Here is a 26,361-nt window from a genome sequence, read left to right as displayed (position 1 = left end):
TATGCTAGAATGATAATAACAAACCTAACCGAAAGGGGGGTCATTTCCCCATGCCTTCAGCCCCACTCCTGAAACACCTGAAACCCTTCCTGAAAAGGAAGCGCTGGCACCTCGCCGGGGGTGTCCTCATCCTCATCGTTATCGACCTTCTTCAGCTGATTACACCTCGGCTCATTGGCAGTTTGGCGGATCAGCTCGCGGAAAAGACCGCCAGCAGCGGTGATATTCTGAACACCATTGCCCTGATCGTGGGCATCGCTGTCCTGGTGGCGACTGGGCGGTACTTTTGGCGCATCCTGATCATAGGCACCTCCAGAGAAGCGGAGTATTGGCTTCGCAACCGTCTGTATGCCCACGTCCAGACCTTGAGGACGGACTACTTCAACGTCAATAAGGTCGGCGACATCATGGCCCTGGCCACCAACGACGTGGTGGCGGTCAGCCATGCCATGGGCATCGGTACCGTCATGCTGGTGGATGCCATCTTCATCACCCTCATGACCCTGATCTTCATGCTGATCACCGCCGACCTGCAGCTGACCCTGATCGCCCTGCTGCCTATGCCCATTATCGCCACCCTGGTTCTCTACGGCGGCCGCTTGATGCGCAAGCGCTTCAAACGCGTCCAGGAAGCCTTCTCGGACATGACGGATCTGACCCAGGAGGCTTTTTCCGGCATCCGCATTGTGAAGACCTACACCCGGGAACCCTTCCAAAAAGAGCGGTTCAAAGCCTCCAACGACCTGAACTACAAAGAGAACATGAAGCTTGTGAAACTCTGGGGCGGACTGTTTCCGCTGGTCCGGACCATTGGTTCCGTCAGTCTGGTGCTGACCCTGCTCTTCGGCGGCCGGGCGGTCATTGACGGCCGCATCAGCGTGGGCGCCTTCGTGGCCTTCATTTCCTACGTGGGTATGCTGAGCTGGCCCATGATGGCCCTGGGCTGGGTCGTCAACGTCATGCAGCGGGGCTCCGCCTCCCTCTCGAGGCTGAACGACGTCTTCGACATGAAGCCGTCCTTCAGTTACGGCACTTTGGAGCCCGGATCCGCCACCTCGACTCCTTCCGGTTATGACCGATTCACCAGCACCTGTACTGCCGACCACGCCGGCAGTCATAACCTCAGCTTCAAGAATGATTTGGGACAAATGACCATCGGCCAAACCGCCTTTGGTACTGCGCCTTTAATCGAGCTGCGGGGCCTCACCTTCACCTACCCCGGCCAGACCCGCCCAGCGCTGAAGGACATCCGGTTCAGCATCCAAAAGGGCGAAAAGATCGCGCTGATCGGCCGCACCGGCGCCGGCAAGACCACCCTGCTCCAGCTGATCACAAAAACCTGGGCCCCGGACAACGGCCAGGTCTTCCTGGACGGCTGCGACCTCAACCAGCTGACCGCCGGCGCCATCAAAGACCGCTTCGCCGTGGTGCCCCAGGACAACTTCCTCTTTTCCAAATCCATTGAAGACAACATCCGCTTTTACCACGGCCCGTCAATTGAGGCCGCCAGTGTCCAGGGCACTCTGCCGATGGCCACCGAAGCCACCCCCTCTCAGGGTCTTGAATCCGAGACCATCGGCCAAATTTCTGTCCTTGAGCGGTCTATGACCATTGAAAGCGCCGCCCAGGCCGCCTGCGTCCACGACGAGATCCTCAGCTTCCCGGACGGCTACGGCACCCTGCTGGGCGAGCGGGGCGTGAACCTCAGCGGCGGGCAGAAGCAGCGGGTGTCCATTGCGCGGGCGCTCTACCGGGACGCGGACATCCTGATCCTGGACGACGCCCTGTCTGCCGTCGACACCAAAACCGAGGAAGCCATCCTGCGCCACTTGAATGACGCCCTCGCCGATAAAACCGTACTGATCGTCTCCCACCGCATTTCCACCGTCAAGGACTGCGACCGCATTTACGTCCTGACGGACGGCGAAATCATGGAAAGCGGCACCCACACTGAACTGCTGGCCCTCAGCGGCTACTACCGGGACCTCTACGACCGACAGCAGCTGGAGGACAAACTTGGCGGCAATGCCGGGGCCCTCGACCAGAGTCCAATCCAACTAACCGGCGCTGAGACGCGTCACTCCGAGGAGGTGGAGGACCAATGAAGCGCGACACGCATTTTGAGGAGCAGCAGATTGAGAAGTCCTTCGACCTGGCCATTTTTAAGCGCCTTGCCAGTTTTACCAAGCCATATATTAAGCTCCTGATCCTGAGCGGGATCCTGCTCCTCTTCGTCACCGCTGTGGACCTGATTCGTCCTTACCTGATCAAAATTGTCATTGACGACCACATCTCCGGCTACGCCCGGGAGTGGAAGGTGCTGGAGGCTGAGCCGGCAGTTGAGGGCCTGACCTTTGCCGAGTACCAGGGGCGCTATTACGCCCGGGTGGATGTTCTCGAGAAGGCCGGCGCGTTGGAGACTTATGACAACGCGGCTTCCGCCCAGCTCCTGAAGCTGGAGGGCGACTATTATTTGCTGCCGGGTTACGTCCCGCCTGCGGAGATGGGGGCGGCGGAAGCGGCCATTAACCAGAGGGGCGGGCGCTTGCTCCCAGAAACAGCTGCCGATGGATTCATCTCCCACGACAAAGCCGCCATCATCCGCCTCTCCCTGATTTTCATGGGACTTTTGGTTGGCGCCCTCGCCATCAGCTACGTGCAGACTTTGATCCTGAACCACGTAGGCCAGCGCCTGGTCTACGACATGCGGGCGCATCTCTATGATCACTTGCTGGGGCAGTCCCTGTCCTTTTATGACCGCAATCCCGTGGGCCGCCTGGTGACCCGGGTGACCAGCGACATGAAAAACATCAGCGAAATGTATACGGATGTCCTGATTCATCTCATCAATGACCTGCTCTTGCTGCTGGGAACCCTGGTCATCATGCTGTCCCTGAACTGGAAATTGGCGCTGATCTCCCTGTCCACAGTGCCTCTGGTGATCCTGGCCTCCTATCTGTTCCGGCTGAAGGCCCGGGAGGCCCACCGAGCCGTCAAGGTCAAGATCGCCCGCATCAACGCGACTTTGAGCGAGAACCTCAGCGGGATCCGGATTATCCAGCAGTTTCGCAAGGAAAAAGCGCTCATGAACGAGTTTGAGGAGATCAACCGCGACCACCTGAACGCCTCTATGTCCGAGGTGCGGGTCTTTGGGATCTTCCGGCCCAGCATGAACCTGCTGTATACGGTGGCTTTGGCCCTGCTTCTCTGGTACAGCGGCGGACGGGTACTCCAGGGGGTGATTGAGCTGGGGACGCTGATCGCCTTTGTCTCCTATACGGATCAGTTTTTCAAGCCCATTTTTGACCTGAGTGAGAAGTTCAATATATTACAATCTGCCATGGCTTCTTCTGAGCGGATCTTCCTCCTGCTTGAGGAAAACTCCAGCCTGCCAAATGGTGAAAAGGTGCTGGAAGACGGGGCGTTTAAGGGCCATGTGGTCTTCGATGACGTTTCCTTCAGCTATCACGCCGATGAGCCGGTGCTGAAAAATGTCTCCTTTGAGGTCGCGCCGGGCGAAACCCTGGCCATTGTGGGCGCTACGGGCTCCGGCAAAACGACGATCATCAGCCTCCTGTCCCGACTTTATGATGTGGGGAGCGGACGCATTCTGGTAGATGGTGTGGACCTTAGGGATTACGATAAGGCCTCCCTGCGCCGACGCATTGGTGTGGTGCTGCAGGATGTGTTCCTGTTTTCGGGGGATGTGCTGGAAAACATTACGCTGGGAGATCCTTCGATTTCTGAAGCTTCCGCGGTGGCCGCGGCCCGACGTGTCAACGCGGACCACTTTATCAGCCGTATGCCGGGACAGTACCATGAGCGGGTCTACGAGCGGGGTGCGACATTATCCACCGGTCAGCGTCAGCTTCTCTCCTTTGCCAGGGCACTGGCCTATGATCCGGGGATTCTGATCCTGGATGAAGCCACCTCCAGCATTGACACCGAGACGGAGCAGCTGATCCAAGATGCCATAGGCAAGCTGACCCATGGCCGCACCACTATTGTCATTGCCCACCGCCTCTCGACCATCCAGCACGCCGACCGCATCCTGGTCCTCCACGATGGTGAAATCCGCGAAACCGGCACCCACGAAGAGCTCTTGAACCGCGGCGGATTATATTATGATCTTTACAGGCTGCAGTGGGTTGGGGACGCGGACGGGATATGATTTGGGGACGGTAATATAATTGTACCAGAGCATGCGATAACAATTCTCACCGACGAAAAACGAATGCTTTTATTGCAAAACCATTTTGCCGGCACTCCCGCGTAGGACCTTAATATATCTGTAACATTACCCATAGAAGGAGGCCATCCCCTTGATCGACATTAGAACCACCGCTCCTCAGGAAATGATCGATATCACCAGACTCATCCGGGATGAGGTCCGCGACCACGGCCTGAAGGACGGCCTCGCGGTCGTGTTCGTTCCCCATACTACGGCCGGCATTACCATCAATGAAAATGCTGATCCGGATGTGGTTCACGACATGCTGGCCGCCCTGGAGAGAACCTTCCCTACGCATGGCCCATACCGTCACGCAGAAGGCAACAGCCATGCCCATATCAAAGCATCGCTGATGGGATCCTCAGTGACAGTTCCCGTCAAAGGCGGGAGACTCAGTTTGGGCACATGGCAGGGCATCTATCTGTGTGAGTTCGACGGACCGAGAGTGCGTCAAATCGAGGTGCAGATTTTTGAGAGGTAAGTGACTACAACAGTCTTAAAAGCAGGTAAGCCCCCGGCGACGGGGGCTTACGTTTTTTCAACGAAGATCTGAGTAAACAGCAAGTCAGGGCTGGCTACATCTTATTGAGTTCTGCGAAAGGCACACCTCACACTGCAGACGTGCACCTCGCTCCGCCCATTACCTCGCTGCGCTCAGTTATCGGCTGCGCTTCGGTCACGGGCTGCGCCCTATACAAACAAAGAAGACGCCATGCAACCGCGAACGAGCTCTCGGTTGCATGGCGTCTTCTTTGTTTATGCACGTCTTCGCTTTCGCGACTGTCTTTTCGTCACCACAAATGCCATCGACAAAATAATGAGGCCCCCCGCCACTTCCCGCAGTCCAGGCACCTCTCCCAGCAGGACCACCGTTGCCAAAATACCATAGACCGGCTCCAGGCTGGCAATGACGCTGGCGGTCTGGGCTTTGATCCGCTTCAGGCTGCTGATGAAGAGTGTATGGGAAATCCCGGTGAAAACGACGCCCAAAATCGCCAGAAGGACCAAAGAACGCCCATCCAAGGCGGGCTTAAGGGGGATAACCATGGGAAGAAGCACCAGGGCAGCGGCGGCGAACTGATACAGCGAGACCTGTCGGCTGGGGTACTGGGCCACGTATTTCTTATTGAGGACTGAGAGGAGCGCAAAGGTCAGGCCGGACAGAATGCCCCACAGGGCACCCACAGTCACCTGATTGCTTAAGCTGAAGTCAGGGATGACGAGGCTGACGCCCACCATAGTCACCAGGGCAATGAGCAGGTCCTGAAATCGAAAGGCGCTCTTCAGGAGCCAGGGCTCAATAAAGGTCACGAAAACCGGAAAGGTCGAAAACGTGAGGAGTCCAACGGCCACGGTCGACAGCTGGATCGCCATGAAGAAAGCGGTCCAGTGGATGGCCAGGACTATGCCCAGCAGCAGAAAGACCGCGTAGTCCCGGGGCTGATTCAGGCGAATCCGCTCGCCGCGAGCCCGCATTATCAAAAAAAGAAATGGCACCGCAAAGCACACCCGCCCCAGGGAGATCGCCAAAGGGTGCAGCGTCAGCCACTTTCCAAAGAGACCCGCGAGGCCAAAGAGCAGGACAGCGAAATGCGCTTCCATCAGCCCTCTTCTATGGGCAAGTTGCGCAGTATCACTTGAAGTGGGGCTGCCCGCAGGTCCATCCGTACGTTTTAAATCTTGCTTCTGCATCTGCCCGCACGCCTCCTTCCATGCCTAAACGGCTTAGATATCCGCCACTCCCCGAAGCCACGGAACAAACTTCACGTCCTCCGTCAGCAAGTGTCCCACTATGATTTCATCCATCAGATACATAATCATGTCCGACTTGACGAGATGACCTTCCATTATCATTTTCTTCAGTTGCAGCCCCTTGAACAGCAGATGCTGGTGGAACCGCTCATGAAAGGCTGCGGACGGATATCCCGCCAGCTTCAGAATGGTTTCTTCATCCTTGAAATGAACCTCCACATGATCGAGCAGCTGGTCATAGGCGCGGATCAGCTTTTCATGGGACAACTCCTGCTGCATCAAGGTTACAATGGCGTTGGCGTAAGTCAGCAGCGTTTTGTGGGCCTCATCTATTACCGCGTTGCCGCATTCCCATTCCTGGTTCCATTTAAGCTCGGTCGACTCCTGAAGATAATCATGGTCGCTCCACTGCGACACCAGGTTTCGCCCCAGGCTCTTGGACCGGTACATGGCGCGGTCCGCTCTCGCAAACCAATTTTCCAGGTCCTCACCGTAGCGGTGCTCCGCCACCCCAAAACTTGCAGTGACTCTGCCGATGGTCGCATGGAGCACCTGACTCAGGGATTTTCTCAATTTCTCCGCCGCCATCACAGCATGCCTCTGATCCGTTTCAGGCATCAGCACGACAAATTCCTCCCCGCCCCAGCGGGCAAAGAGATCCGTCGCGCGAATATTACTCATGACCTCAGACGCCATTCGTTTGAGGACCGCATCGCCAAATCCGTGACCCCACTGGTCGTTGATTTTCTTAAAAAAATCCAGGTCGAAAATCACGAGCGACAGCGGCGTCCCATAACGGCGGGAACGCTCAATTTCGCCCATGACGCGCTTCTCAAAATAAAAGCGGTTATAAGCCCCTGTCAGCTGATCCGTGATGGTTACTTTTTCAAGGGCCTCATTTTTATGCTTAAGCTCGTTTGTCAGCGCCGTCAGCTGTTCAATCCGCGCCTCCTTGACTCTTATGACCTCGAGCAGTGCTTGTTCTTGATTGGAATCCATTCCAGAAGACATTCGTACCATCCTTTACGTGAGCGAATGTGAGATTGGAGGAATTAGCGGAAGTTTCGGATGAAAGAGGGAGTCAATAGGCCAATGGCCGCGGACTCCCTCTTCCCGTCTTTTTCCATGAGGAAGTCAGGGTCAATAGGCCAACGGCCGCGGACACCCTCTTCCCACTGAAACCCTCTTCTCATCTTTTTCTTACTTCATAATATAGAATTTTCTCAACGTTGAAAAGGATTTGTTTATCTTACTGTTAACTTTCAAGGGACTTGAGCAGCTTTTCTCCACGGGCTGCCAAATAGGCATATAGTCCGGCACTCAAGATGATCAGCAGCATAAGCACCCCAAAAGATACCAAGTGGGCGTTCAGCTGCGGATATTTGATGACCAGCGTCAAAGGTCCCGCTACGCTTCCCATTCCGACGAGAAGCGTGATCAGCGTCGAGGCGCTCTGTTTGACCGGCTGGGTTTCGCTCATCCAGTCCAGGAACGGGTATCGCAGGTTGATCACAAGACCTGCCAGGGACATGAAGACGGCGTAGGCGGCGGGTAGGGTGAGGAGGAGGAGACTATCGGCAGGGCCTGTTTTTAAAGCCCCCATCAGGAGCAGGCCATTGACCAGCACCGCCGGCAGAGTCACAGTCAGATTGACGCCCAGCTTGCTGTGGAAGACCGTCATGGCTTTCACCGGCGCGGACTTCGCGATCCACAGGGCCTTGCCCTCCAGGGAAATGGCGCAGGCCGTGGTGGAGGACAGCGCCATGAAGGTCGAGGCCATCAGCGGCGCCATGCGGCTGATGTAGTCCGCGAAGAAAGGCATTTCCAGGAGCTGGCCGATGGACTCCGGTCTGAAAAACATGAGCGCCACCGACATGGCAGTGAACAAAATCACGCCAAACGCGGTATTCAAAACGTAGATTGGCGAGGCGAAATAGCGCCTGAGCTCACGGGCATACATAGCCCGCAGCGGCGTAGAGCCCTCCTGAGGGTGAGCGCCCATGACGAACCGGCGTCGGGTTGAGGCGGCGGTCAGCCTAGTGTGGATCCGTTTGAAGCGATAGCCCACCAGGGCAGCGAAGGCAGCGAAAACCCCCAGAGACAGCAGCAGGTAGGCCAAAAAGGCTGTCGTCTGTCCTAAGACGACGCCATTCACATAGAAGCCGGCCAGCGGATAGATATTGTTGATGAGGCCCGTCAGCGCCCCCGTGATGTCCGCAATGTTGACGCCTTCCGCGTTGAACGAGCTGGAGCCCGCCATGAACGCCAGCACGGCGGCGGCGGACAGAAGGATGTTGAGCAGGTTCTTATAGCGAAACTTGGCCGAGACCAGGTGGATCAGGATGCCGATGGCGGTTGCCGCGACTATCGGCACAAAAGGGATCATGAGAAGGGAAACCGCAAAGCGACCATAAAACAGGGGCTCCGGCTGGGCGCGCAGACCATAGACCACACCCGCGGGTACCATGACCATCAGGACGAAGCCAATGTTCAGCAGATAGAGGGCCATCATCCGGCTTGCCACCACGACGGCGGTTTTGACGGGCAGGGCCATGATCATGTCGTAGTCGCGGAAGTTGAAGAGCGTCCCGTTGACTTTGTAGATGGTCGTCATCAGGGTGACCAGGGAGGCGGTGGCCATCATGAGGCCGGGCAGGAGCGGCAGGGCTTCGACGGTTTCGAAGGCTTTGCCGACCTGGTCGCTGTAGACATAGGAAATGCCTGTGAAATAGAGGATGAGGAATATGGCCCCTACAGCCGTGAACAGGTTCTTGCGCCTTTGGCCGGGGATCTTGGTGTGGAGGGCTTTGTTGAGGCCGAACCATCCCAGCAGCTGTAGTCTGGTAAGTGACCATAGTTTACTCATGGTCCGTCAGCTCCAGGAAGACCTCTTCCAGGCTCGAATCGCCGACAATGTCGTCCATCAGCCCCGCGGTGATGAGCTCGCCCTGGCGTATGATCGCGATTTTATTGCATAGCTTTTCCGCCACGTCCAGCACGTGGGTGGAGAAAAAGATGGCGCCGCCGTTTTGGCAGAGCTGGGCGAAAATGTCCTTCAGGGTCTTTGCCGCTTTGGGGTCCAGCCCTACAAAGGGCTCATCCAAAATCATCAGCTTGGGCTCGTGGATCAGCGCGGCAATGATGGCCAGCTTCTGCTTCATACCGTGGGAGTAGGCGCCAATCAGGTCCCCCAGGTCGTTTAGGAGTTCAAAGTCCTCCGCGTAGCGGCGGATGCGCGCTTCTCGCGCAGATGAGGGAATCTCGAAGATGTCAGCAATAAACTCAAGGTATTGTATGCCTGTGAGATAGTCGTAGAGGTCCGGATTGTCCGGTATGTAGGCCAGTTTCTTCTTGCAGGCTACGGGGTCTTTGAGGATGGAGCTGCCATCCACCAGGATGTCCCCCTCTTCAAAGTCCAGCACACCTGCGATGGCTTTGATCGTGGTGGTCTTCCCGGCGCCGTTGTGGCCGGCGAAGCCATAGAGGTCCCCCGGCTCAATGTTGAGGGATAAGTTGGAGACGGCCTTCTTGCCGCCTTTGTAGGTTTTCGAAAAGTTTCGGATTTCAAGCATCATGTTCAGCCCTCCGGTTGATTGATTTTCCACGGTTTTGTATACCCTTTCCAGGACCTGATTACCCAATTAAGTTTGGTGACGCGGACCGGATTTGGTTTGGTGACTGACACTCACTCAACTTTGGTGACTGACACTCACTCAACTTTGGTGACTGACACTCACTCAGCTTTGGTGACTGACACTCATTCAACTTTGGTGTCTGACACTCAATTCAATTCGGTGCCAGAGCTTGCGAAAATGGTTTTCAACGAGTGCCTTGCCCCCTCAAATGCCCGGCGTCCTTCAAATTCACAAACCACCCCCTTCACAGTTGTAAAACTTTTTTTACGTCTTCTCACCCTCAAATGCCTATTTTTTGATTTTCAGAAGCATTCCTGAGTCCAGTCCAGTTTCCCAAAATCCCCACAAGCAGCCAAAATGAAGCTTTCAAGCCGTTACCCCCACATGAAGAAGATAAAATCAAGAATTGGCACAATATTTGCGATTACAAATGACAAGATTAAGGAGGCGATTTGAATGCAGCAAGAGCAAAAGTTGTTTGTCAACGGCCGGATTTTCACGGCCAACCCAAAGCAGCCCTATGCCGACGCCATGGTCGTTCGAAATGGAAAAATTGTGTGGATTGGCAGCGAATCTGACATCGATCACATAGCCTTGGCTAAAGCCTATCATCTCACAACCACCGACCTCAAAGACCGCAGAGTCCTGCCGGGGTTGATCGACGCCCACATGCACCCAGTGTACCTAGCTAACGCCGCGGTTCAGATTGCCTGCACCCCGCCCGCCCTTTATTCCATAGAAGAGATGATTTCTCAAATCCGCGAAAAGCGTGAGGCTCAAGGCCCCGGCGTCTGGATCGAAGGCTGGGGCTACGACGAAGGCAAGCTGAGAGAAGGCCGCACCCCGACACGCCACGACCTGGACAGGGCGACCACCGACGCCCCCGTCAGCATGATGCGCACCTGCGCCCACATCTACTCCGTCAACAGCATGGCCCTGGAACTCGCCGGCATTGACCGCAACACGCCGGATCCGGCAGGCGGCGCCATAGGCCGGGACGCGGACGGCGAACCAAACGGCATCCTCTACGAAACTGCCCGGGAACTGCTCTTCAAGGTCCTCCCAGAAAAAAAGCTCAAAGAAACCGCCGCCAGCCTGGCCAACCTCAGCACCACCCTGCTTTCCCAGGGCATCACCGGTGTCACTGAAATGTTTGCCCGCACCGGCCCCACGGATTATTTCGACCTCTACACCGCCGCGCGCCAGGCCGGTTTCCGCCAGCGCGTCGCCCTCTATTACCTGTGGGATGACCTGAAGAACGCCCCACCCTTTGCCCCTGAACGCCTCGATCACAACCAGCCCATCTTCGTGGGCGGTGTCAAGACATTAGCCGATGGCAGCGTCTCCGGCAGAACCGCCTGGGTGGACCCGCCCTTCCTTTCCGCACACCAGGGCGACGATCCAAACGCCAACTGCGGCATGGCCACCATCACCCCCGACGAACTCAGTGCTGCCGGCGCCTATGCCAAAACCCACAATCTCCAGCTCCTCGCCCATGCCATGGGCGAAAAAGCCATAGACATGATCGTAGATACCTTTTACCGGAAAGCCGACACCCCTCAGCTTCGCATCGAGCACGCTGCCATGCCGACCCCAGCGGCGCTGAAAAAGAGTGCCGAAATGGGCATCGCCTTTGTCACCCAGCCCGTGTTTCTCTTTGCGGAAATCGAGAGCTATCTCAACAACCTGGGCTCCATCCGTACAAAGAACACCTATCCAGTCCGTTCCATACTTGACGCCGGTGTACAGCTCGCCTTTTCCTCAGACGCGCCGGCGACCTCTTGGGCAGACCCGTCAAATCCTTTCGTGGGCATCCAGGCTGCCGTCACCCGCATAAGCTACGATGGCACTGACAACGGCCAGCAGCACCGGGTCGATCCAGCCACCGCCATTCAGCTCTATACCCGCGAGGCGTCAAGGGTCGTCGGCTTCCCGGACGTCGGACAGCTTGCGCCTGGCTTTGAAGCGGATTTTATCGTCCTAGACCGGGACATTCTGGAGATTGATCCCATGACCATTGGCCAGACACAGGTTCTGGAGACGTATATGGGCGGGGCGTTGGTGTATGAGAGCGCTGCAAAATAACAAATACAGCTAATTATTGATTGATAAGGAAGAGGACTCAAGCGCCGGCGGCACTTGAGTCCTCTTCCTTTTGAATTGGGAGCGCTGATGTCGACGCTAATTGGCCACCCGGTCCAACTTTCGTCCCATAATAACAAAAGAACACAGCAGACCCGCCAGGGCCTGCTGTGCACCTTTGAAAACCATTCAAAACACCATTCATCTAACACGCAATTGAAGCCTCAGCCCTAAGCCGCTTCCACAACCGCTTCACTCTTCTTGCCCTTGAAAATCACGCCACCCACAATACCGCCAACAATAGCCGGCACGATCCAGGCAAAGCCCTGGCCCGCAAGCGGAATCGTCATGTAAAGGTTGGTCAGCGCCGCCGGCAGCTGGAACCCAGCTATGGCGCCTATGATCGAGAAGGAATCGTAAAGGCTGACGAGGACAACCAACAATGCGGAGCCCTTCCAAACGCCATCGTTTGGAACGTACTTGCTGAAGAGGCCCAGGATCACCAGCAAGATGGAGATTGGGTAGATGCCCATAAAGATCGGTCCTGCAATGACAATGATCTTGGCAACGCCGCCCATAGCCTGGATGACGCCTATGCCGCAAGTGAGCGCGACGCCGACTTTGTAGCTGATCTTTTGCTTTGAAATACCATTAAGAAAATCCGCCAAAACCGCAGTCAGACCTACAGAGGTCGTCAGGCAGGCGAGGGCGACCGCAACCGCGAGGGCGTATAATCCGCCGTTGCCTGCCAACTTTTGTACAAGACCTGTCAAAAGCACAGTATGGTCGGTACCGGCTTCAAATAAGCTGTTGCCCGTTGCGCCAAGGTACTCAAGGCCGCCATAGACCACAAACAGACCAGCGAACGCAAAGACACACGCAAGAAGAATCATTTTGACGTTGCTCGCCTTTTCCGTGTAACCCTTGCCGCGAAGGGCTTCGACAAAGATCACCGCACAGAGGAGGCCCGTCAGAACGTCTCCCGTCTGATAGGCCTGGGTGAAAGCGAAGTAGAAAGGATTCGCAATTTCCGTTGCGACCGGCGCGCCGAGGGGATTGACGATCGCCAGGATGACAATGCCCACGAGGATGACCAGCAGCACCGGCGTCAGCACTTTGCCGACCTTGTCAATAACCTGGGATTTGTCGTTGGCGAAGTAATACGTCAATGCGAAGAAGGAGATGATGGCGATGGGCTTCAGGAGACCGGGGTCGACCATCGGCAAAATCACGCTGAAGCCGGTTTCATAGGCAACCGCCGCCGTCCGCGGGATCGTGATGAGCATACCTACACCAATCATGACGAGGACATTGTAAACTTGGTAAAACCACGGATTGATCGGGCGTGTGAGGTCCTTGAAAGTGCCGCCCGCGTTGGCGACCGCCACAACGGCGAGGATCGGGAGCGCGATACCTGTCAGAACAAGGCCAACCAAACCCGCAATCCAGTTTGTTCCCGTCTCAAAACCAATAAACGGCGGGAAAATCAAATTGCCGGCGCCAAAATAAATGGCAAACATTGCAAAGCCCACTACCATTGCGTCACGAAACATGTTCTTGTTTTCCATAATTCCCCTGCTTTCTTTTTTATGATGATGAATAATTGCGTCACCGGTCTATAGAGCAAGAGGGATGCCAAGATGGCGTTTTTCTTAATTGTTTTGTAATTATTTGTTTCAGCCGATGGTTTTGGCTATTTTAGCCATCCTTCAACCTACTTACGTTCCACGCCAACGCCTTCTCATGTTGTTGGACCAAAAAGTCAACTGCGCATTCAGAACCATTTTGTAAAAATATTCGGTCATTTTGTAAAAATATTTTGATAAAAATTGAAAAGGGACCCACCATTTAGGCAGATCCCTCTCTTTAAATTATTTCACACCCTATAATCATTGACAACTAAATTTCCAGTTCAGGCGCATTCAGAACGTTTTCAATGAGCTTCAACAGATAGCTGCCGGAAATCAATGACAGTGCCCACTGGTAAGCCCCCAATTTTATGAGCAGATGCTCATTTAGCCCGGCGCTGATCACGAGGGATTCATTTCCCGCAATCTTGTCTTCTGAACGATTGTACACCTCCAGAGTCGTCACTGCTCTCGGCACAAGAAACTCCATGGCAAATTTCGCATGATCTCCTGTCAGCCTAACCTGATCTCCCTCCAGAATCTGAACCATTTCCAAGCGGTTCAGCATGCTGCTGAGTTCAGCTCGGCCAATTGTCAAAGCACTGCTGTCCTGCTTCCCCTTGACCATGGCCACAAGAGAGCCCGGCACCGGATCGTTTAGGTGAGTTTCCAGCGCGGAGACATTCACGTCAGGTGCTCCAACCTGCCACAATCCCAGCATAGCCGTCTTTCTGTATAAGTCCACCAGCCCCAGATAGACCAGTGCCTCTGCCGATGGCAGCTCAACTTCCAAATCCCAGGCTATCACACGTGACATGCCAGTGACTTGAGAGAGCGCCAGCAGCGTTGGCTGAAGTGTCGCCGGCGCTGTGACCTCCACCCCTTCAGCCGTCCGTTCCACAAGGGAAAACCCCTCATTTCTTCGGTACCCAATTTTTTCAATTAAAGCATTTCCCTCGCGAATAGCAATTCTGCCGGAACGCTGAGGCTCTGCCAAAACTTCCAGAATCTCTTTGGCCTCATTTCTGATCCCAGACTCGGTAAGCATCCCGGATTCCTTTAAAAAGGCCTCACCCTGAACCGGATCGCCTTTTCCGGCACTTTTCAAGGGGCTCAAACTGTTGTCTGTTCTATAGAGGCCGGCCAAATAGGCCAAAGCGTTAAAATTGATATGCATGATACCCCTCCTATTTTTTAGCAAACTCAGGACGTTCGACCTGAATGAGGTTCTTTGCAGGCTCCAGCGCATTAGGTTTCAAGACGAATTCATCCGTCAATGCCGTTTTCATCTTGTCCTGTCCGCCTTTGCTGGTGAAGATCTTTTTAAGCGTAGAATCCACTCTTATTGGCACATCCGGCAAGTCCACATCCGGTGCACTTCCGAGGGCATAATCCGAAACCGCGCCTACCGTCACTTTGTAGACACCATCCACATAACCGTTCTGAGCTGCCTGGATATAGTCCTCACCTTTAAGATAAGCGCCTGCCGCAGATCCTGCAGACTCACTGGCGGTAGTGACAATAGCCTTCGCGTATGGATTTTTCACAAAGTCGCCGGTCGCGTCGCCAACACCTTTGACAAATCCCTCTGCAGCGCCTGCGCCCCAGCCATCGCCTTTCGCTTGGCTTTCCGCAGCGGACCCAATGGTCCCTTTTGCGACCTTATAGACCCCGCGCACATATTTCCCGCCCGGAACTGTCTCACCCATGATATCAATGGCGGTGTCCGCACCGGCGAGCACGACCTTGGAGCTGACCTCACCAACAGCCGCAATGTCGCCAATGCGCTGCCAGGTTTCAAAGTTTTCCCGCTCCTGCTCTGCGCGCTGGGTGATGGTTGCTTTGATCAGCCCAAGCTTGTCCGTTCCGTATTTTTTCTCCATCTTCTGAAGGAACTGATCCTTCTTGAAATCATCATCAATCTGCTTCATGGCCTTCGCGAATTCCTCATCCGGCTTCTGGTTGTCAGCTGAGTGTTTCTCAATCACAGCCAGCTCCTGAGCGAACTTATCCTCCGCGTTGGCCTTATAGTCCTCATAATCGAGGACGCCGCCGGTTTCTGCATTGATCCACTGGCCAGTTTCAGGATCCTTGACATACAAGCTTTCAGCGCCTCTTGCTGAGGTCTTGAGCACCATAGTCTCCGGCTCTTTGGACTCAGCCGCGGCATTTTCGGCGGTCTTCTGACCATCGGCCTCAGCCTCTTTGTTTGGCTCTGGTTCTGGTTCTGCAGCCTGCTCTGGTTTAGGCTCCGGTTCCGGCTCTGATTCAGGCTCGGTTTCCGGTTCAGGCTCAGGCTCATAATCCGCCTCGGTCTCAGCCTCATCCTCTGACCAATCCTGATTATCACCTGTGCCCCCTGAGCCCTCTGAGTCTCCTGAACCTTCAGACGCTTCATTGTCTCCCATTGACACTGCATCGCCCTCATCAGGCTCATCGGTACTTCCCATGGCATCCGCCAGCATGATCCAGGCGAGCTGCTCATCTGTTTTTCCAGGATATTTTTTGCTATACCAGGCTTTGTCCCGAGCAGGTTTACCCGCCTGTCTGGCCGCTTCCTTCTTCTTCAGCGCCTCTTGCATGACGCTGACCACGAGGCCCACCAGTGGTGGAAACAAAATGCCAACTGCATTCTGTAAGGGCGAATCTGCCCCCGGAATGTTCCCAACACTCGGCGCAGCACCCAGCGCCGCTATGACATAGGCCGGGAGCTCCGTCGTCACCCGGCTGCCGCTGCCGCTGACCACATAAGTGTTGTCGTCCGCGCCGCGAGTTCCGCTGGCCGCGCGGCTGTAATGAGCGTCGCCGTTAAAGGATACCGACACCAGCCCGGTATCGTCCTGAGTGAAGGTCACTTCTACCTTTGTGTCCACTTTGGCTTTATAAGGCAGCCCTGACAAATCCGCGGCGAAATCAAACACCGCCACGAGACCATTCTCAGTCTCATTGATAATCTTGCAGTTCTGGGAGACCGGCATGCCTTCATAAGTGCCAATCAGCTCCACAAAGCCCTCCTTGTGAAGGACGGTCAGTTCAAAGTCTGTCAAAAATGGCGTCGGCGCCCCTGACACCGGCCCCATGATGGTTGAGGTCTTAGCCGTATCCACGTTGATTTTATACGTTCCGGTCACATCCAGCTCTTCCGGGATCGTAGGGTAAGCCGTCAGATAGAACATGGGCTCGCCGGCAGCGTCATACCCTATGACAGAAGGATCGGATGATCCTATGTAATACGTGCCCGCCGGCAGCAGGATCCCCGGCTTGACGATCCAGAGACCGTTGGCCAGCGTTCCGACCTTTCCGCCGTAAGCCTGCTGCGTGTAGATCACCTGATTGGATTCATCCAAAATGGCAATGAGGCCAGGCGCCGCGCCCATGCCGTTGTTGAAGGTGTTGAGCATGATTTCGTCGATCAGATAGGTATCGTCCAGAACGAACATGGCAGGACGCTTGCCAGCAGCACCGGAAGCTGCCGATGGTTCCGCAGCCGCCGCCTCTTCCCCTACAGTCACCGTTTCCGCCGGAACACCCAGGACTTCAGCTGCCTGTTCGACGATCTGTTCGTTGTAACGCGACTGACCATCGGCATTCACGCCTTTGATCACAAAATCTCCTGAAGCACCTTCTGCCGTGTAGCTGCCCGCCGGAAGCCTGACATCACCGGGCGCCTGAAAGACTTGCGTGTCCTCACTGACGCGAACCGCCTCAAATCCCGGATACAGGTTCCCCGCCTCATCCACGAGGGTCAGGCTCTCGCCTGCTGCGGTGCTGACGTAAATCTCGCTGACCAGCGCCTCTTCGCGGGTAGTAAAGCTGATTGGTTCGGATGCTTCACTCACCAGAATCTCACCATTATAATCCACCGTTAAAGAGGAGGTGCTTCCTATGGAAGGACGGCCTGTGAACCAATCACCCTCGCTGGCAAGCACCTTCTCGTAAGGTGCACTGACCCGGACACTTTCCTCTTTGACGCTGACCGCGAAGGACGGTGCGGTTCCGATCCTGGTTAAAGTTACAAAAGGCAGCGCTTGAGCTGCGATCAAAAACGCGATTAAAAGTTTTACCGTAAAACGTCTCAAGACAAGCCACCTCCTCCGAAAATCAACGAACGCACAAAGGTGATCCCGCCTTCGATGAGGCCAGGCGCGCGGAACAGGAACGGCTGTGCGTAGGTCCAAATAAAGCTGAATAAAAAGGAAACGCCCGAAGTCGCGATAGTGTTGCGGATCATGGACTTCCCTCTGAGCCGGCTGACTTCTATAGCGGTTGCTGTTCCCACCGCCATCATCCCCGCGCTGATAAACGAAGCGGCGCTTTGCCACTTGAGTACGAAGGTTGCAAGGCCCAGCATCACTGCAAAGGGAACCAGGAAAAGCATCCCCATCTCAACAGGATAGCGCATAACTTTTTTGCCCCATTCCTTCTTCACCGGTCCGTTCATGGCGGCGAGGAACAGATAGAGGAACCGCTTGAAAAGCCAGCCAAAGAACAGGCCAAAGAGCGCGCCAAAGGCCAGGTTGTAAATTGAGAGCGGCTCCAGCGGGTTGGTGAAAGCGCATATGCCAAAGGTGATGAAGCACAGGCGACGGATCCAGTTTCTTAAAACTCTGCCATCATCGATACTATTCAAACCCTTCACCCCCTAATAGTTGCCGAGCAGCGCCCAGCTCAGCAGAACAAAGCTGCCTACCAGTGTCGCCAGTATGACGCCAAGCACTGTCTTGCCGCCGCTCATTTCGCGAAGGCCGACCATCATTGGCCCTATAGCCCAAAGAACCCCCGTCACCCCAAAGGCCATAGACGTTTTCCAGCCGAGAATCAGGGAGAACGCGACGCCAATCAATCCGTAAATCAGCGCGCCGCTGTAGCTGAGGCAAAATGAGGAGATTGCCCATTTAAGACTTTTGTCCGTTTTGGCCACTTTCAAAACGGACCAGACCAGGACACCGAGAACCGGGATGACCAGCAGACCGTAAGCTGCTCCGGTTGCCGCGCTGAGCGCGACAAAGCTGAAGCCCTTCTGACCGGTCTTATACAGGTCAAGACCCGTTTGCAGGAAAAAAAGCGCAAACGCGAGGGTGGACACAATTAAGCCCAGATACCACTGCCTGCCTGACAAGGCTTTTTTGACTGTAGGCCCCGGGCTGATCATCATGCCGAAAATAGTTGAGATGGGCCTGGTTTTTGCTTGCTCCATAAACTTTAACGCCTCCTTGTAAGTTTGGATTATTATTGTGATTTCTCTTATCATATAAACTCTTTGAATTATAATACCGCTTTTTACGTTAACTTGCTATCAATTTTGTAGATTTTGGTCACGAATTGTGTCACTTTTTTCATCTTGACGAAATGCTTTCATGAGAATCTCAATCAGAGCCTCAAAGGAAGCTGAACCGTCCGAAAACACTGTCTTGGGCTTGTTAGAAAAATATACCGCAGATTCTTTCGAATGATTAAGGGTTTCAATTTCTGAATCAGGAATTGGGTATATTTGAGTTTAATTTTTCTTCAATTACTTTTATGTTTTTATTTTAAGTACGTACAATAATTACTTTGTAATTTCAGTCTTTGTTTTCCTAAAAATGTAATGCCAAATGTACTGCCAATGGTCACCCAACGTCCATCGCCCCGATATTTTCAGGTTAATTTTCATTTGATTTGGGTATAAAATTAGAGCAATTCAAATCTATTTAAAGGAGGTCCAAAAATGAGTGAGAACGGTAAATGTCCGGTAACAGGCATGACGAAGCATTCGACTGCTGGCGGCGGCACAACCAATCGCGACTGGTGGCCAAACCAGTTAAACCTTAAAATCCTCCATCAAAACTGCAAGGCAAGAAACCCTCTCGGAGACGACTTCAACTACGCGGAGGCCTTCAAACAACTCGATCTCGACGCTGTTAAAAAAGATCTGTATGACCTGTTTAGAGATTCCCAGGACTGGTGGCCGGCCGACTACGGGCACTACGGCCCGCTGATGATCCGCATGGCGTGGCACAGCGCCGGTACATACCGCATGGGTGACGGCCGTGGCGGCGGGAGCACGGGCAATCAGCGCTTCGCGCCCCTGAACAGCTGGCCGGACAACGGCAACCTGGACAAGGCACGGCGCCTGCTCTGGCCGGTCAAGCAGAAATATGGAAAGAGCATATCCTGGGCAGATCTGATGATCCTCGCAGGCAACTGCGCCCTTGAATCCATGGGCTTCAAAACCTTTGGCTTCGGAGGCGGCCGTGAAGATATCTGGGAGCCTGAGGAAGACGTCTACTGGGGCACTGAAAGCGAATGGCTCGGCGACAAGCGCTACTCCGACGGCCGCAACCTGGAAAATCCGCTGGCAGCCGTGCAGATGGGCCTGATTTACGTCAATCCGGAGGGCCCTAACGGCCAGCCGAGCGCCCTGGGTTCTGCCAAGGACATCCGGGAAACTTTCGCCCGCATGGCTATGAATGATGAAGAAACCGTCGCGCTGGTCGCCGGCGGCCATACCTTTGGCAAGTGCCACGGCGCCGGCAGTCCTACCCATGTGGGTCCGGAGCCGGAGGCCGCGCCTATTGAAGAGATGGGCCTCGGCTGGAAGAGCACCTTTGGCAGCGGCAAGGGCGGAGACGCCATCACCAGCGGCATAGAAGGCGCCTGGACGCCGACCCCGATCGACTGGGACAACAGTTATCTTGAGACCCTGTTCAAATATGACTGGGATCTCGTCAAGAGCCCGGCCGGCGCATGGCAGTGGATTCCAACAGATCCGGAAGCCAAAACCACGGTGCCGGATGCCCATGATCCGAACAAACGACACGCCCCTATGATGACCACGGCCGACCTCGCCCTTCGCATGGATCCAGTCTACTCCAAAATTGCCCGACACTACATGGAAAATCCTAAGGAATTTGAAGACGCTTTTGCCCGCGCCTGGTTCAAACTGACCCACCGGGATATGGGACCAAAAGCCCGCTATCTTGGCAAGGAAGTGCCTGCTGAAGATCTGATCTGGCAGGATCCTGTCCCACCTGCGGATTTTGAGCTGGTTAATGAAGCGGATATCGCGGTGTTGAAAGCCTTACTCCTCGCTTCTGGTCTTTCTGTTTCCGAGCTCGTTTACACCGCCTGGTCCTCCGCCTCTACCTTCCGCGGCTCAGACAAGCGGGGCGGCGCAAATGGTGCCCGCATCCGCCTGGAGCCTCAGCTTCACTGGGCGGCAAACCAACCGGAGCAGCTGCAGAAGGTCCTTGGCGTTCTCGAAAAGGTCCAAAAAGACTTTAATGGCACCCAAAGCGGCGGCAAGAAAGTGTCACTGGCCGATCTGATTGTCCTGGGCGGATGCGCCGCGATTGAGAAGGCTGCCGCAGATGCCGGCTCTGAAGTTGTGGTACCATTTACCCCTGGCCGCACCGACGCTGCCCTCGAGCAAACCGACGTCCCATCCTTCTCCGTCCTGGAGCCTTTAGCCGATGGTTTCCGCAACTTTACCAAAGCCAAATATGCAGTCTCAGCCGAAGAGCTCCTGGTGGACAAGTCCCAGCTTCTCGGTCTCACCGCGCCAGAAATGACCGTCCTCGTAGGCGGCATGCGGGCGTTGAACGCCAACTACAAGAAAGCCCCTCACGGCATCTTCACCAAACGCCCTGAGCAGCTGACCAATGACTTCTTCGTCAATCTTCTGGATATGGGCACTCAGTGGAAGCCTATGACCGAGGAAGCGGATCTCTTCGTGGGTTCCGACAGAAAAACCGGCGAGACCAAGTGGACCGCTACCCGTGTCGATCTGATCTTTGGCTCGAACTCTGAGCTGAGAGCCATTGCGGAGGTTTATGCCTGTGATGATGGTAAGGAGAAGTTTGTAAAAGACTTCGTCGCTGCTTGGAATAAGGTGATGAATGCGGACCGGTTTGAACTTTTGGGAGAATGACATATATTTAACTTGGTGACGCGGACAACTTTCATTTTGGTGACGCGGACGAAAATCGAGTGAGTGCCTGTCACTAACATTGATTTGGTGCCAGAGCTTGCGAAAATCATTCTCAGTGGGATGACGCTTACAAGGAAAAACACCCCCATAACCAACAGGCCGGCGGCCTGTTGGTTATGGGGGTGTTTCCTTTTGGAAGACGGTTCCTGGGAAACCGGCAACCAAGCTTCAATTGGAGGAAGGTGGTGTCTGACACCGGCTTCCTTCCATCCCATACCGACTTAAATTTTCATTTCCAAACCCGCCTTCACACTCATGTTTCTAGTCCTCCCACCCACCATATGGTATAGTATAAGAGAGACTATATCCCCAATTTTTCAAGGCTTCAGCCACATTTAAGGAGACAAGTCCATGAAGGTCAAAGTCAATTTCCTCGGGATTCCCAGCGTCACTTTGAACGACAAAACAATTTCATTTAAGTATCAAAAGGCAGAAGCAGTTTTTTATTATGCAGTCTATCACAAGACCGCAGACCGCTTCAGGCTCATGGCCGTATTCTGGCCGGATGAGCCTGAAGAAAACGCCAGAAAAAACCTGAGAAACGCCCTTTATTCCATACGTCAGGCTTTTGGCTTTCAAGTTTTTGAAAATCTGGGACAGCGTATGATAACACTTTCAGAACAGATCCAGTTCGAATCCGATCTGATGACAGCTGTCGAAAACGATCAAGAATTTCTTCAGGATTTTGTCGTTAAAGATATCCCGGCCTTTGATGAATGGATTTCTTTTACCCGAGACGCATTTCGTGAACAGACAGTCAGCGAGATTAAGGCAAAGCTTGTTGAAGTACTGAAAACCGGAGGAGATCCGGAATTCCTTTATAAGCGCCTGATCCGACTCGACCCTTATGACGAAGCCTCCGTAAGGGCTCTGATGCTGCATTATGAGAAAGCGAATCAAATCAGCCGCAGTATTGAACTCTATAATCAACTCGAAAAAGTTTTGGATGCTGAACTTTCGTTACAACCTGAACCTGAAACCGTTCAGCTCTTTAAAAGTGTCTTGGGTAAGCGAAGAACCCCAAATAAGAACAACCTTCCGTCTCCCGTTCACTTTATTGGACGAGGAGACGAAATGGAAAGACTGAATCAGTTCCGCCAAAATGTCGCGGACCAGCAGCAATCCGGTCTTGTGCTAATCTCCGGTGAAGCCGGTGTCGGCAAAACAACATTGTTGAGAAAATTCTCCGAATTATCAGAGGGATTAGGCTGCCGAGTTATTGAAACCACTTGTCATGAAGGTGATGAAAACCATCGGCTAAGTGCTTGGCATCCCCTGGTGATGAGATTGGGCGACTTGCTTGAGCAAAACGACCTTAAACCTGATGGCGTCTACATGGACATTTTATCAAAAGCCTTCCCGCCTTTTATGCAGCCTGACAACAGTACCTCATCTGCTCAGATTGACAGACAGGACCCCCTTTATTTTTCTGCGATTCTGAGAGGCCTCGTGGAACTCATTACACAAATTCGAGAGCATGGTCAAGTTCTAATCTGTCTTGAAGATATCCAGTGGCTGGACGAATGGAGCCTTGATATTCTAGGACGTCTGGCTTCAGAGTCCGGCACCGGAAGAGATCTGATGTTTATCACCACCATACGATCATCCAGCACTGATGTTGCCTGGTATACAGCTTCCAATCTAAGACGTCTGAAGAACTTCGATCATATTGAGCTTCAACGCTTTTCAAAAGATGAAACAGATCAGTTTATTTCAGCCTATCTAGAGGGTATGCCTCTTGATCCTCAAACTCAAACCATAATTTATTCCGAATCAGAGGGTAACGCGCTTTACTTGACCGAAATACTTAAGTGCCTGCAAGGACACAAATCTTTCAAAGAGCTTCCTCAGAAAATTCGCCATATCTTTAGTTCGCGTTTCAACCGTTTAAGTGAGGATGCCAGAAAATTAGCAGAACTGCTCTCCATATTTCCCGAAATGATCTCATGGGAAGACATATCCGCCCTTACCGGCAAGGACGATCTAGTCCTGCTGGACATTGCTGAAGAACTTATACAGAGCGATATGATCCGAGAAGTACCCCTTGATACCAATGAACTCCAGTACTCCTTTTCCCATCAGAAATTGAAGGACTTTATCTATGAAGGTCAAAGCGCTACCAAGCGAAGACTTCTTCATAAGCGTATCGGGGAGTATTTCCGCGATCAGCTTACCGGAAAACCATCAGACCGTCTTATTTACCCAAAACTAATCTATCATTTTGAAAAGAGTGGAGACAAACGTTCCCAACTCCAGTACAGAATCCTGAATCTATTCGACTATCTTGAGCTCAGTCACGAACTCTTCCCTCGGATTCGAGACCAGGCAATCCTCAGAATGCACAGTCGGCAGGACTATAACACGTCCTTTATTGAGCGGGAAATTGAGAGAATAGATACACTGATGAAAATTGTACCAGAGGCAGAAACTCAGGGCCTGATCCAGATAGAGTATCTCAACATGATCAGTCGTTACCACCTGATTAAAGGAGATGTCGATCTAGGCTATTCACTGACCCAGACCATGATTAGCCTTGCTCAAAAACTGAACTTGATGGATTTTGTGTACAAAGGTTACCTTCAATTAATTTTTCATTGCATCAATCAACGCCGGATTCAGATGATGGAGATCTATGTCAATCAAGCCTTTCAAATTTTCAGGAATCATGCCGATAAAGGCGAGCTCGGCGTACTCATCCGCCTGAAAGGCTATCTCATGCTGCTGATGAACCGGTTCAAGCACGGCGAGGAACTCCTGATGAGCGCTGCTGAAATTTTCAGCAGATCTGAATATAGAGAGCCCTACGCGTTGAATCTCGTCGCGTCGTATTATTATCTTGGTGAGAGCAGACGACTGCAAAATGATACCGACGGCGCATTAAACTGGTATCTCAAGGCTGATAAAATTTGTGTCGACCAAGGTTTTATCAGCCATTTGCCGCTCATCTTATGCGGCAAAGGCATTGCCTTATATGATGCCGACAGAATGGACGAGGCCGCAGAAAATCTCAGCAGAGCTGTTGATTTCTACGATCACCTGGATTTCAAATGGGGACAAGTCCCCGCTTATGCTTATTGGGCGCTGATCAGCTATCGGGAAGGCAATTATAAGCGCTGCCTGGAGTATTTGAAGAAAGCTGACGAGCAAGCAACGCTGTTAGGTCGGGTTTATGAAACCGGCTTAATGCTGCGGGTAAAAGCCGAGCTCTGCAGCCTGGCGCGACACAACAAGCCCACTAAGATTTTAAGCAATTACCTCAATTTTAATGACAATAGTTACTGCAAAGCCGCCATTCGCTACTTTACTGACAATGATAGTTTCACTTACGAAAAGAAGGTGCTTCAGGATATTCACAGCATTTGCGGAGAATGCAGTCACTTCAATTAAAGCAGGCAAAAAAAGGACGACCTTAGTGGTTCGAGGAGCTCGAACACTTAGGTCGTCCTTTCTTATTTTGAATCAAAAGTTTACAGCTTACAGTTCTCCTGCAATTGCCCTGAGTCCATCAAGAAGCTCATCACTCTTTAGAACTTCATAAGCTGCCTGAATATCCGGTGTCAGCGGCCTATCCATTGACAAAAATGGTACTTTATCACGAATCGCATTGTAAATCAATTTTGAACCCTTGCCCATCTCAATGCCCGCTCTCAGATCGACAGCCTGTGCTGCGTGCATTGCCTCGATCCCTAAAATATAAAAGGCGTTGTCAATAATTTTCTCTGTCTTTTCGATGACATAAGGCGCATTGGTCGCATGGTCTTCAATGTCTCCAGCAACAGAGAAGTAGTCTGTATTAGCCGGATTCATCAGATGGCGGATCTCACCGTCCAAAGAGGTAAACGGCTTTTGAATCGTCTGATACGCCTGGACTTCGCCTTCACGCGGACTTAAAAATCTGGACAAGTTTGTGAACTGCGGTGTGGACAGTTTAATCGTTCTGTGACAAGCACTTCTGGCCAGATGCGCCACTGCCTGCCCCAGCATTTCAAAACCAAGCACCCAATTCGTGATTTCAAAGTTGCAGCAAGAGATAATTTCTTCATTTTCAAGAATAATACAAGGATTATCATCTGTAGCATTGAGCTGGATGGTCAATAATTCCCGAATATAGTCAAGTGCATCCAGAACCGTTCCGTTGATTGCTGAGGCACAGCGGAAACCCAGCGGATCCTGCAGCGTTTTGGTGATGCCCTTCTTCTCGAGATAACTGCCATCCAGAAGTTTTCGCATGCTCTCAGCACATAGGATCTGAGATTTCATTCTTCTGGCTGCGTTCGGTTCAGGTCTGAGCGGCGTGATATTCCCATCCAGCCCTTCCACGGAAAGCGCATAGACGGCATTGGCCACTTCTGTAAGGCGTTTGGCCTTCTCAAATACCAAGGCACCGGTTCCCGCTGCGAGGGCGTTGGAAGAGACAATAGAGAGTCCGTCCTTAGGTCCGAGAACTATAGGCTTCAACCCCTCAGCTTCAAGTGCTTCCATAGCTGCCACACGGCTGCCCTTGTAGAACACATCCCCTTCACCAATCATTGCCAGCCCAACATGTGACAGATTGACAATATCGCCTTCACCAACACTGCCTCTGGCAGGAATGACCGGATGGATGCCGCGGTTCAGAAATTCCTTGTACATTTCAACAATTTCGAGTTGAATGCCGGTTCTGGCGCTTAATAGCGTATTCAGACGCGCCAGGAGTACCGCTCTGACCTTCTCTTCTGAAAGTGCTGGTCCAATCGAACAGCAATGGGCATAAATCAGATTCCTATTATATTGCTCAAAAAAACTCCCGAAGACATGCTTATCTTTGTTCCAGCCTACACCCACGGTGAACCCATAAATTGGCACATCACTGTCTGCCAGCCGGTAGACCAGATCTCTGGTCTTCTGCAGCTGTTCAATAGTTTCGCTGGCAATCTCAAGCTGAACGCTGCCGGTTGAAATCCTGTAAGCCTCTTCCAGAGTGAGATTGCGGCCGTCCAAAATCATTTTCATTTTTGTCTTCCTCCATTTCCTGCGCTTCTTTATTGATCTGGCAGAATTTGCATCACTCAGATAAATAGTCAT

16 protein-coding genes are annotated in these 26,361 nt (G+C 53.1%); 6 read left to right on the top strand and 10 right to left on the bottom strand.

The window, feature by feature from the left end; translation table 11 throughout:
* The first annotated feature begins 50 nt into the window (after window positions 1–50).
* From OEL90_RS09350 to OEL90_RS09340, 3 genes are all read left to right on the top strand, one after another.
* Complete coding sequence (locus OEL90_RS09350) at window positions 51–2,105, top strand: ABC transporter ATP-binding protein (protein WP_300688147.1); 2,055 nt, start codon at window positions 51–53, stop codon at window positions 2,103–2,105.
* Window positions 2,102–4,171, top strand: a complete 2,070-nt coding sequence (locus OEL90_RS09345) for an ABC transporter ATP-binding protein (RefSeq protein ID WP_300688144.1) — start codon at window positions 2,102–2,104, stop codon at window positions 4,169–4,171. The genes OEL90_RS09350 and OEL90_RS09345 overlap by 4 nt, the downstream gene beginning before the upstream one ends.
* Before the next feature lie 151 nt (window positions 4,172–4,322).
* Window positions 4,323–4,712, top strand: coding sequence for a secondary thiamine-phosphate synthase enzyme YjbQ (locus OEL90_RS09340; RefSeq protein ID WP_307730948.1), 390 nt, complete (start codon window positions 4,323–4,325; stop codon window positions 4,710–4,712).
* A 275-nt stretch (window positions 4,713–4,987) separates the two neighbouring features.
* Here the strand turns inward: OEL90_RS09340 and OEL90_RS09335 are convergent, their stop codons facing one another.
* From OEL90_RS09335 to OEL90_RS09320, 4 genes are all read right to left on the bottom strand, one after another.
* The gene (locus tag OEL90_RS09335) at window positions 4,988–5,923 is read right to left on the bottom strand and encodes a DMT family transporter (protein WP_291401456.1); all 936 of its coding nucleotides are present in this window, start codon (window positions 5,921–5,923) and stop codon (window positions 4,988–4,990) included.
* 33 nt (window positions 5,924–5,956) lie between these two features.
* Complete coding sequence (locus tag OEL90_RS09330; protein ID WP_300688140.1) at window positions 5,957–6,994, bottom strand: diguanylate cyclase; 1,038 nt, start codon at window positions 6,992–6,994, stop codon at window positions 5,957–5,959.
* 244 nt (window positions 6,995–7,238) lie between these two features.
* Window positions 7,239–8,849, bottom strand: coding sequence for a hypothetical protein (locus OEL90_RS09325; protein WP_300688137.1), 1,611 nt, complete (start codon window positions 8,847–8,849; stop codon window positions 7,239–7,241).
* Complete coding sequence (locus OEL90_RS09320) at window positions 8,842–9,555, bottom strand: ABC transporter ATP-binding protein (RefSeq protein ID WP_291401879.1); 714 nt, start codon at window positions 9,553–9,555, stop codon at window positions 8,842–8,844. Before OEL90_RS09320 ends, OEL90_RS09325 begins: the two co-directional genes overlap by 8 nt.
* A gap of 519 nt (window positions 9,556–10,074) precedes the next feature.
* Here OEL90_RS09320 and OEL90_RS09315 point away from each other — a divergent pair.
* A complete protein-coding gene (locus OEL90_RS09315) occupies window positions 10,075–11,703 on the top strand; it encodes an amidohydrolase (protein WP_291401450.1) in 1,629 nt (542 codons plus the stop codon).
* 227 nt (window positions 11,704–11,930) lie between these two features.
* On the opposite strand, the gene brnQ is transcribed toward OEL90_RS09315, so the two are convergent.
* The 5 genes from brnQ to OEL90_RS09290 form a co-directional block, all read right to left on the bottom strand.
* Entirely contained in the window at window positions 11,931–13,268 is a 1,338-nt protein-coding gene (gene brnQ / locus OEL90_RS09310) for a branched-chain amino acid transport system II carrier protein (RefSeq protein WP_291401448.1), read from the bottom strand.
* A gap of 331 nt (window positions 13,269–13,599) precedes the next feature.
* Window positions 13,600–14,505, bottom strand: a complete 906-nt coding sequence (locus OEL90_RS09305; protein WP_291401446.1) for a hypothetical protein — start codon at window positions 14,503–14,505, stop codon at window positions 13,600–13,602.
* Window positions 14,506–14,515: 10 nt separating this feature from the next.
* The gene (locus OEL90_RS09300; protein WP_291401444.1) at window positions 14,516–17,407 is read right to left on the bottom strand and encodes a hypothetical protein; all 2,892 of its coding nucleotides are present in this window, start codon (window positions 17,405–17,407) and stop codon (window positions 14,516–14,518) included.
* Window positions 17,404–17,958 carry a hypothetical protein gene (locus OEL90_RS09295; RefSeq protein WP_291401442.1) on the bottom strand — a complete coding sequence of 185 codons (555 nt, stop codon included), beginning with the start codon at window positions 17,956–17,958 and terminating at the stop codon, window positions 17,404–17,406. Before OEL90_RS09295 ends, OEL90_RS09300 begins: the two co-directional genes overlap by 4 nt.
* Before the next feature lie 12 nt (window positions 17,959–17,970).
* A complete protein-coding gene (locus tag OEL90_RS09290) occupies window positions 17,971–18,525 on the bottom strand; it encodes a hypothetical protein (protein WP_291401440.1) in 555 nt (184 codons plus the stop codon).
* Window positions 18,526–19,035: 510 nt separating this feature from the next.
* Between OEL90_RS09290 and katG the strand changes: the two genes are divergently transcribed.
* Both katG and OEL90_RS09280 read left to right on the top strand, forming a co-directional pair.
* Complete coding sequence (gene katG, locus OEL90_RS09285) at window positions 19,036–21,237, top strand: catalase/peroxidase HPI (RefSeq protein ID WP_291401439.1); 2,202 nt, start codon at window positions 19,036–19,038, stop codon at window positions 21,235–21,237.
* 411 nt (window positions 21,238–21,648) lie between these two features.
* Complete coding sequence (locus OEL90_RS09280; RefSeq protein ID WP_291400551.1) at window positions 21,649–24,684, top strand: AAA family ATPase; 3,036 nt, start codon at window positions 21,649–21,651, stop codon at window positions 24,682–24,684.
* Between the two features lie 87 nt (window positions 24,685–24,771).
* On the opposite strand, the gene OEL90_RS09275 is transcribed toward OEL90_RS09280, so the two are convergent.
* A complete protein-coding gene (locus tag OEL90_RS09275; protein ID WP_291400552.1) occupies window positions 24,772–26,289 on the bottom strand; it encodes an HAL/PAL/TAL family ammonia-lyase in 1,518 nt (505 codons plus the stop codon).
* Window positions 26,290–26,361 lie beyond the last annotated feature (72 nt).

Origin of the sequence: Acidaminobacter sp., assembly GCF_030247605.1 — a bacterium.
Lineage (GTDB): Bacteria > Bacillota > Clostridia > Peptostreptococcales > Acidaminobacteraceae > Acidaminobacter.
Note: the sequence above shows the minus strand (reverse complement) of the source record. Positions and strands in the feature narration are given on the sequence as shown.

Bases quoted from the DNA above. Each gene is read 5' to 3' on its own strand.
- OEL90_RS09305 (WP_291401446.1), bottom strand. From the start codon at position 14,505: ATGCATATCAATTTTAACGCTTTGGCCTATTTGGCCGGCCTCTATAGA.
- OEL90_RS09325 (WP_300688137.1), bottom strand. From the start codon at position 8,849: ATGAGTAAACTATGGTCACTTACCAGACTACAGCTGCTGGGATGGTTC.
- OEL90_RS09335 (WP_291401456.1), bottom strand. From the start codon at position 5,923: ATGCAGAAGCAAGATTTAAAACGTACGGATGGACCTGCGGGCAGCCCC.
- OEL90_RS09345 (WP_300688144.1), top strand. From the start codon at position 2,102: ATGAAGCGCGACACGCATTTTGAGGAGCAGCAGATTGAGAAGTCCTTC.
- OEL90_RS09315 (WP_291401450.1), top strand. From the start codon at position 10,075: ATGCAGCAAGAGCAAAAGTTGTTTGTCAACGGCCGGATTTTCACGGCC.
- OEL90_RS09280 (WP_291400551.1), top strand. From the start codon at position 21,649: ATGAAGGTCAAAGTCAATTTCCTCGGGATTCCCAGCGTCACTTTGAAC.
- OEL90_RS09330 (WP_300688140.1), bottom strand. From the start codon at position 6,994: ATGTCTTCTGGAATGGATTCCAATCAAGAACAAGCACTGCTCGAGGTC.
- katG (WP_291401439.1), top strand. From the start codon at position 19,036: ATGAGTGAGAACGGTAAATGTCCGGTAACAGGCATGACGAAGCATTCG.
- OEL90_RS09320 (WP_291401879.1), bottom strand. From the start codon at position 9,555: ATGCTTGAAATCCGAAACTTTTCGAAAACCTACAAAGGCGGCAAGAAG.
- OEL90_RS09350 (WP_300688147.1), top strand. From the start codon at position 51: ATGCCTTCAGCCCCACTCCTGAAACACCTGAAACCCTTCCTGAAAAGG.
- OEL90_RS09290 (WP_291401440.1), bottom strand. From the start codon at position 18,525: ATGGAGCAAGCAAAAACCAGGCCCATCTCAACTATTTTCGGCATGATG.
- brnQ (WP_291401448.1), bottom strand. From the start codon at position 13,268: ATGGAAAACAAGAACATGTTTCGTGACGCAATGGTAGTGGGCTTTGCA.
- OEL90_RS09275 (WP_291400552.1), bottom strand. From the start codon at position 26,289: ATGAAAATGATTTTGGACGGCCGCAATCTCACTCTGGAAGAGGCTTAC.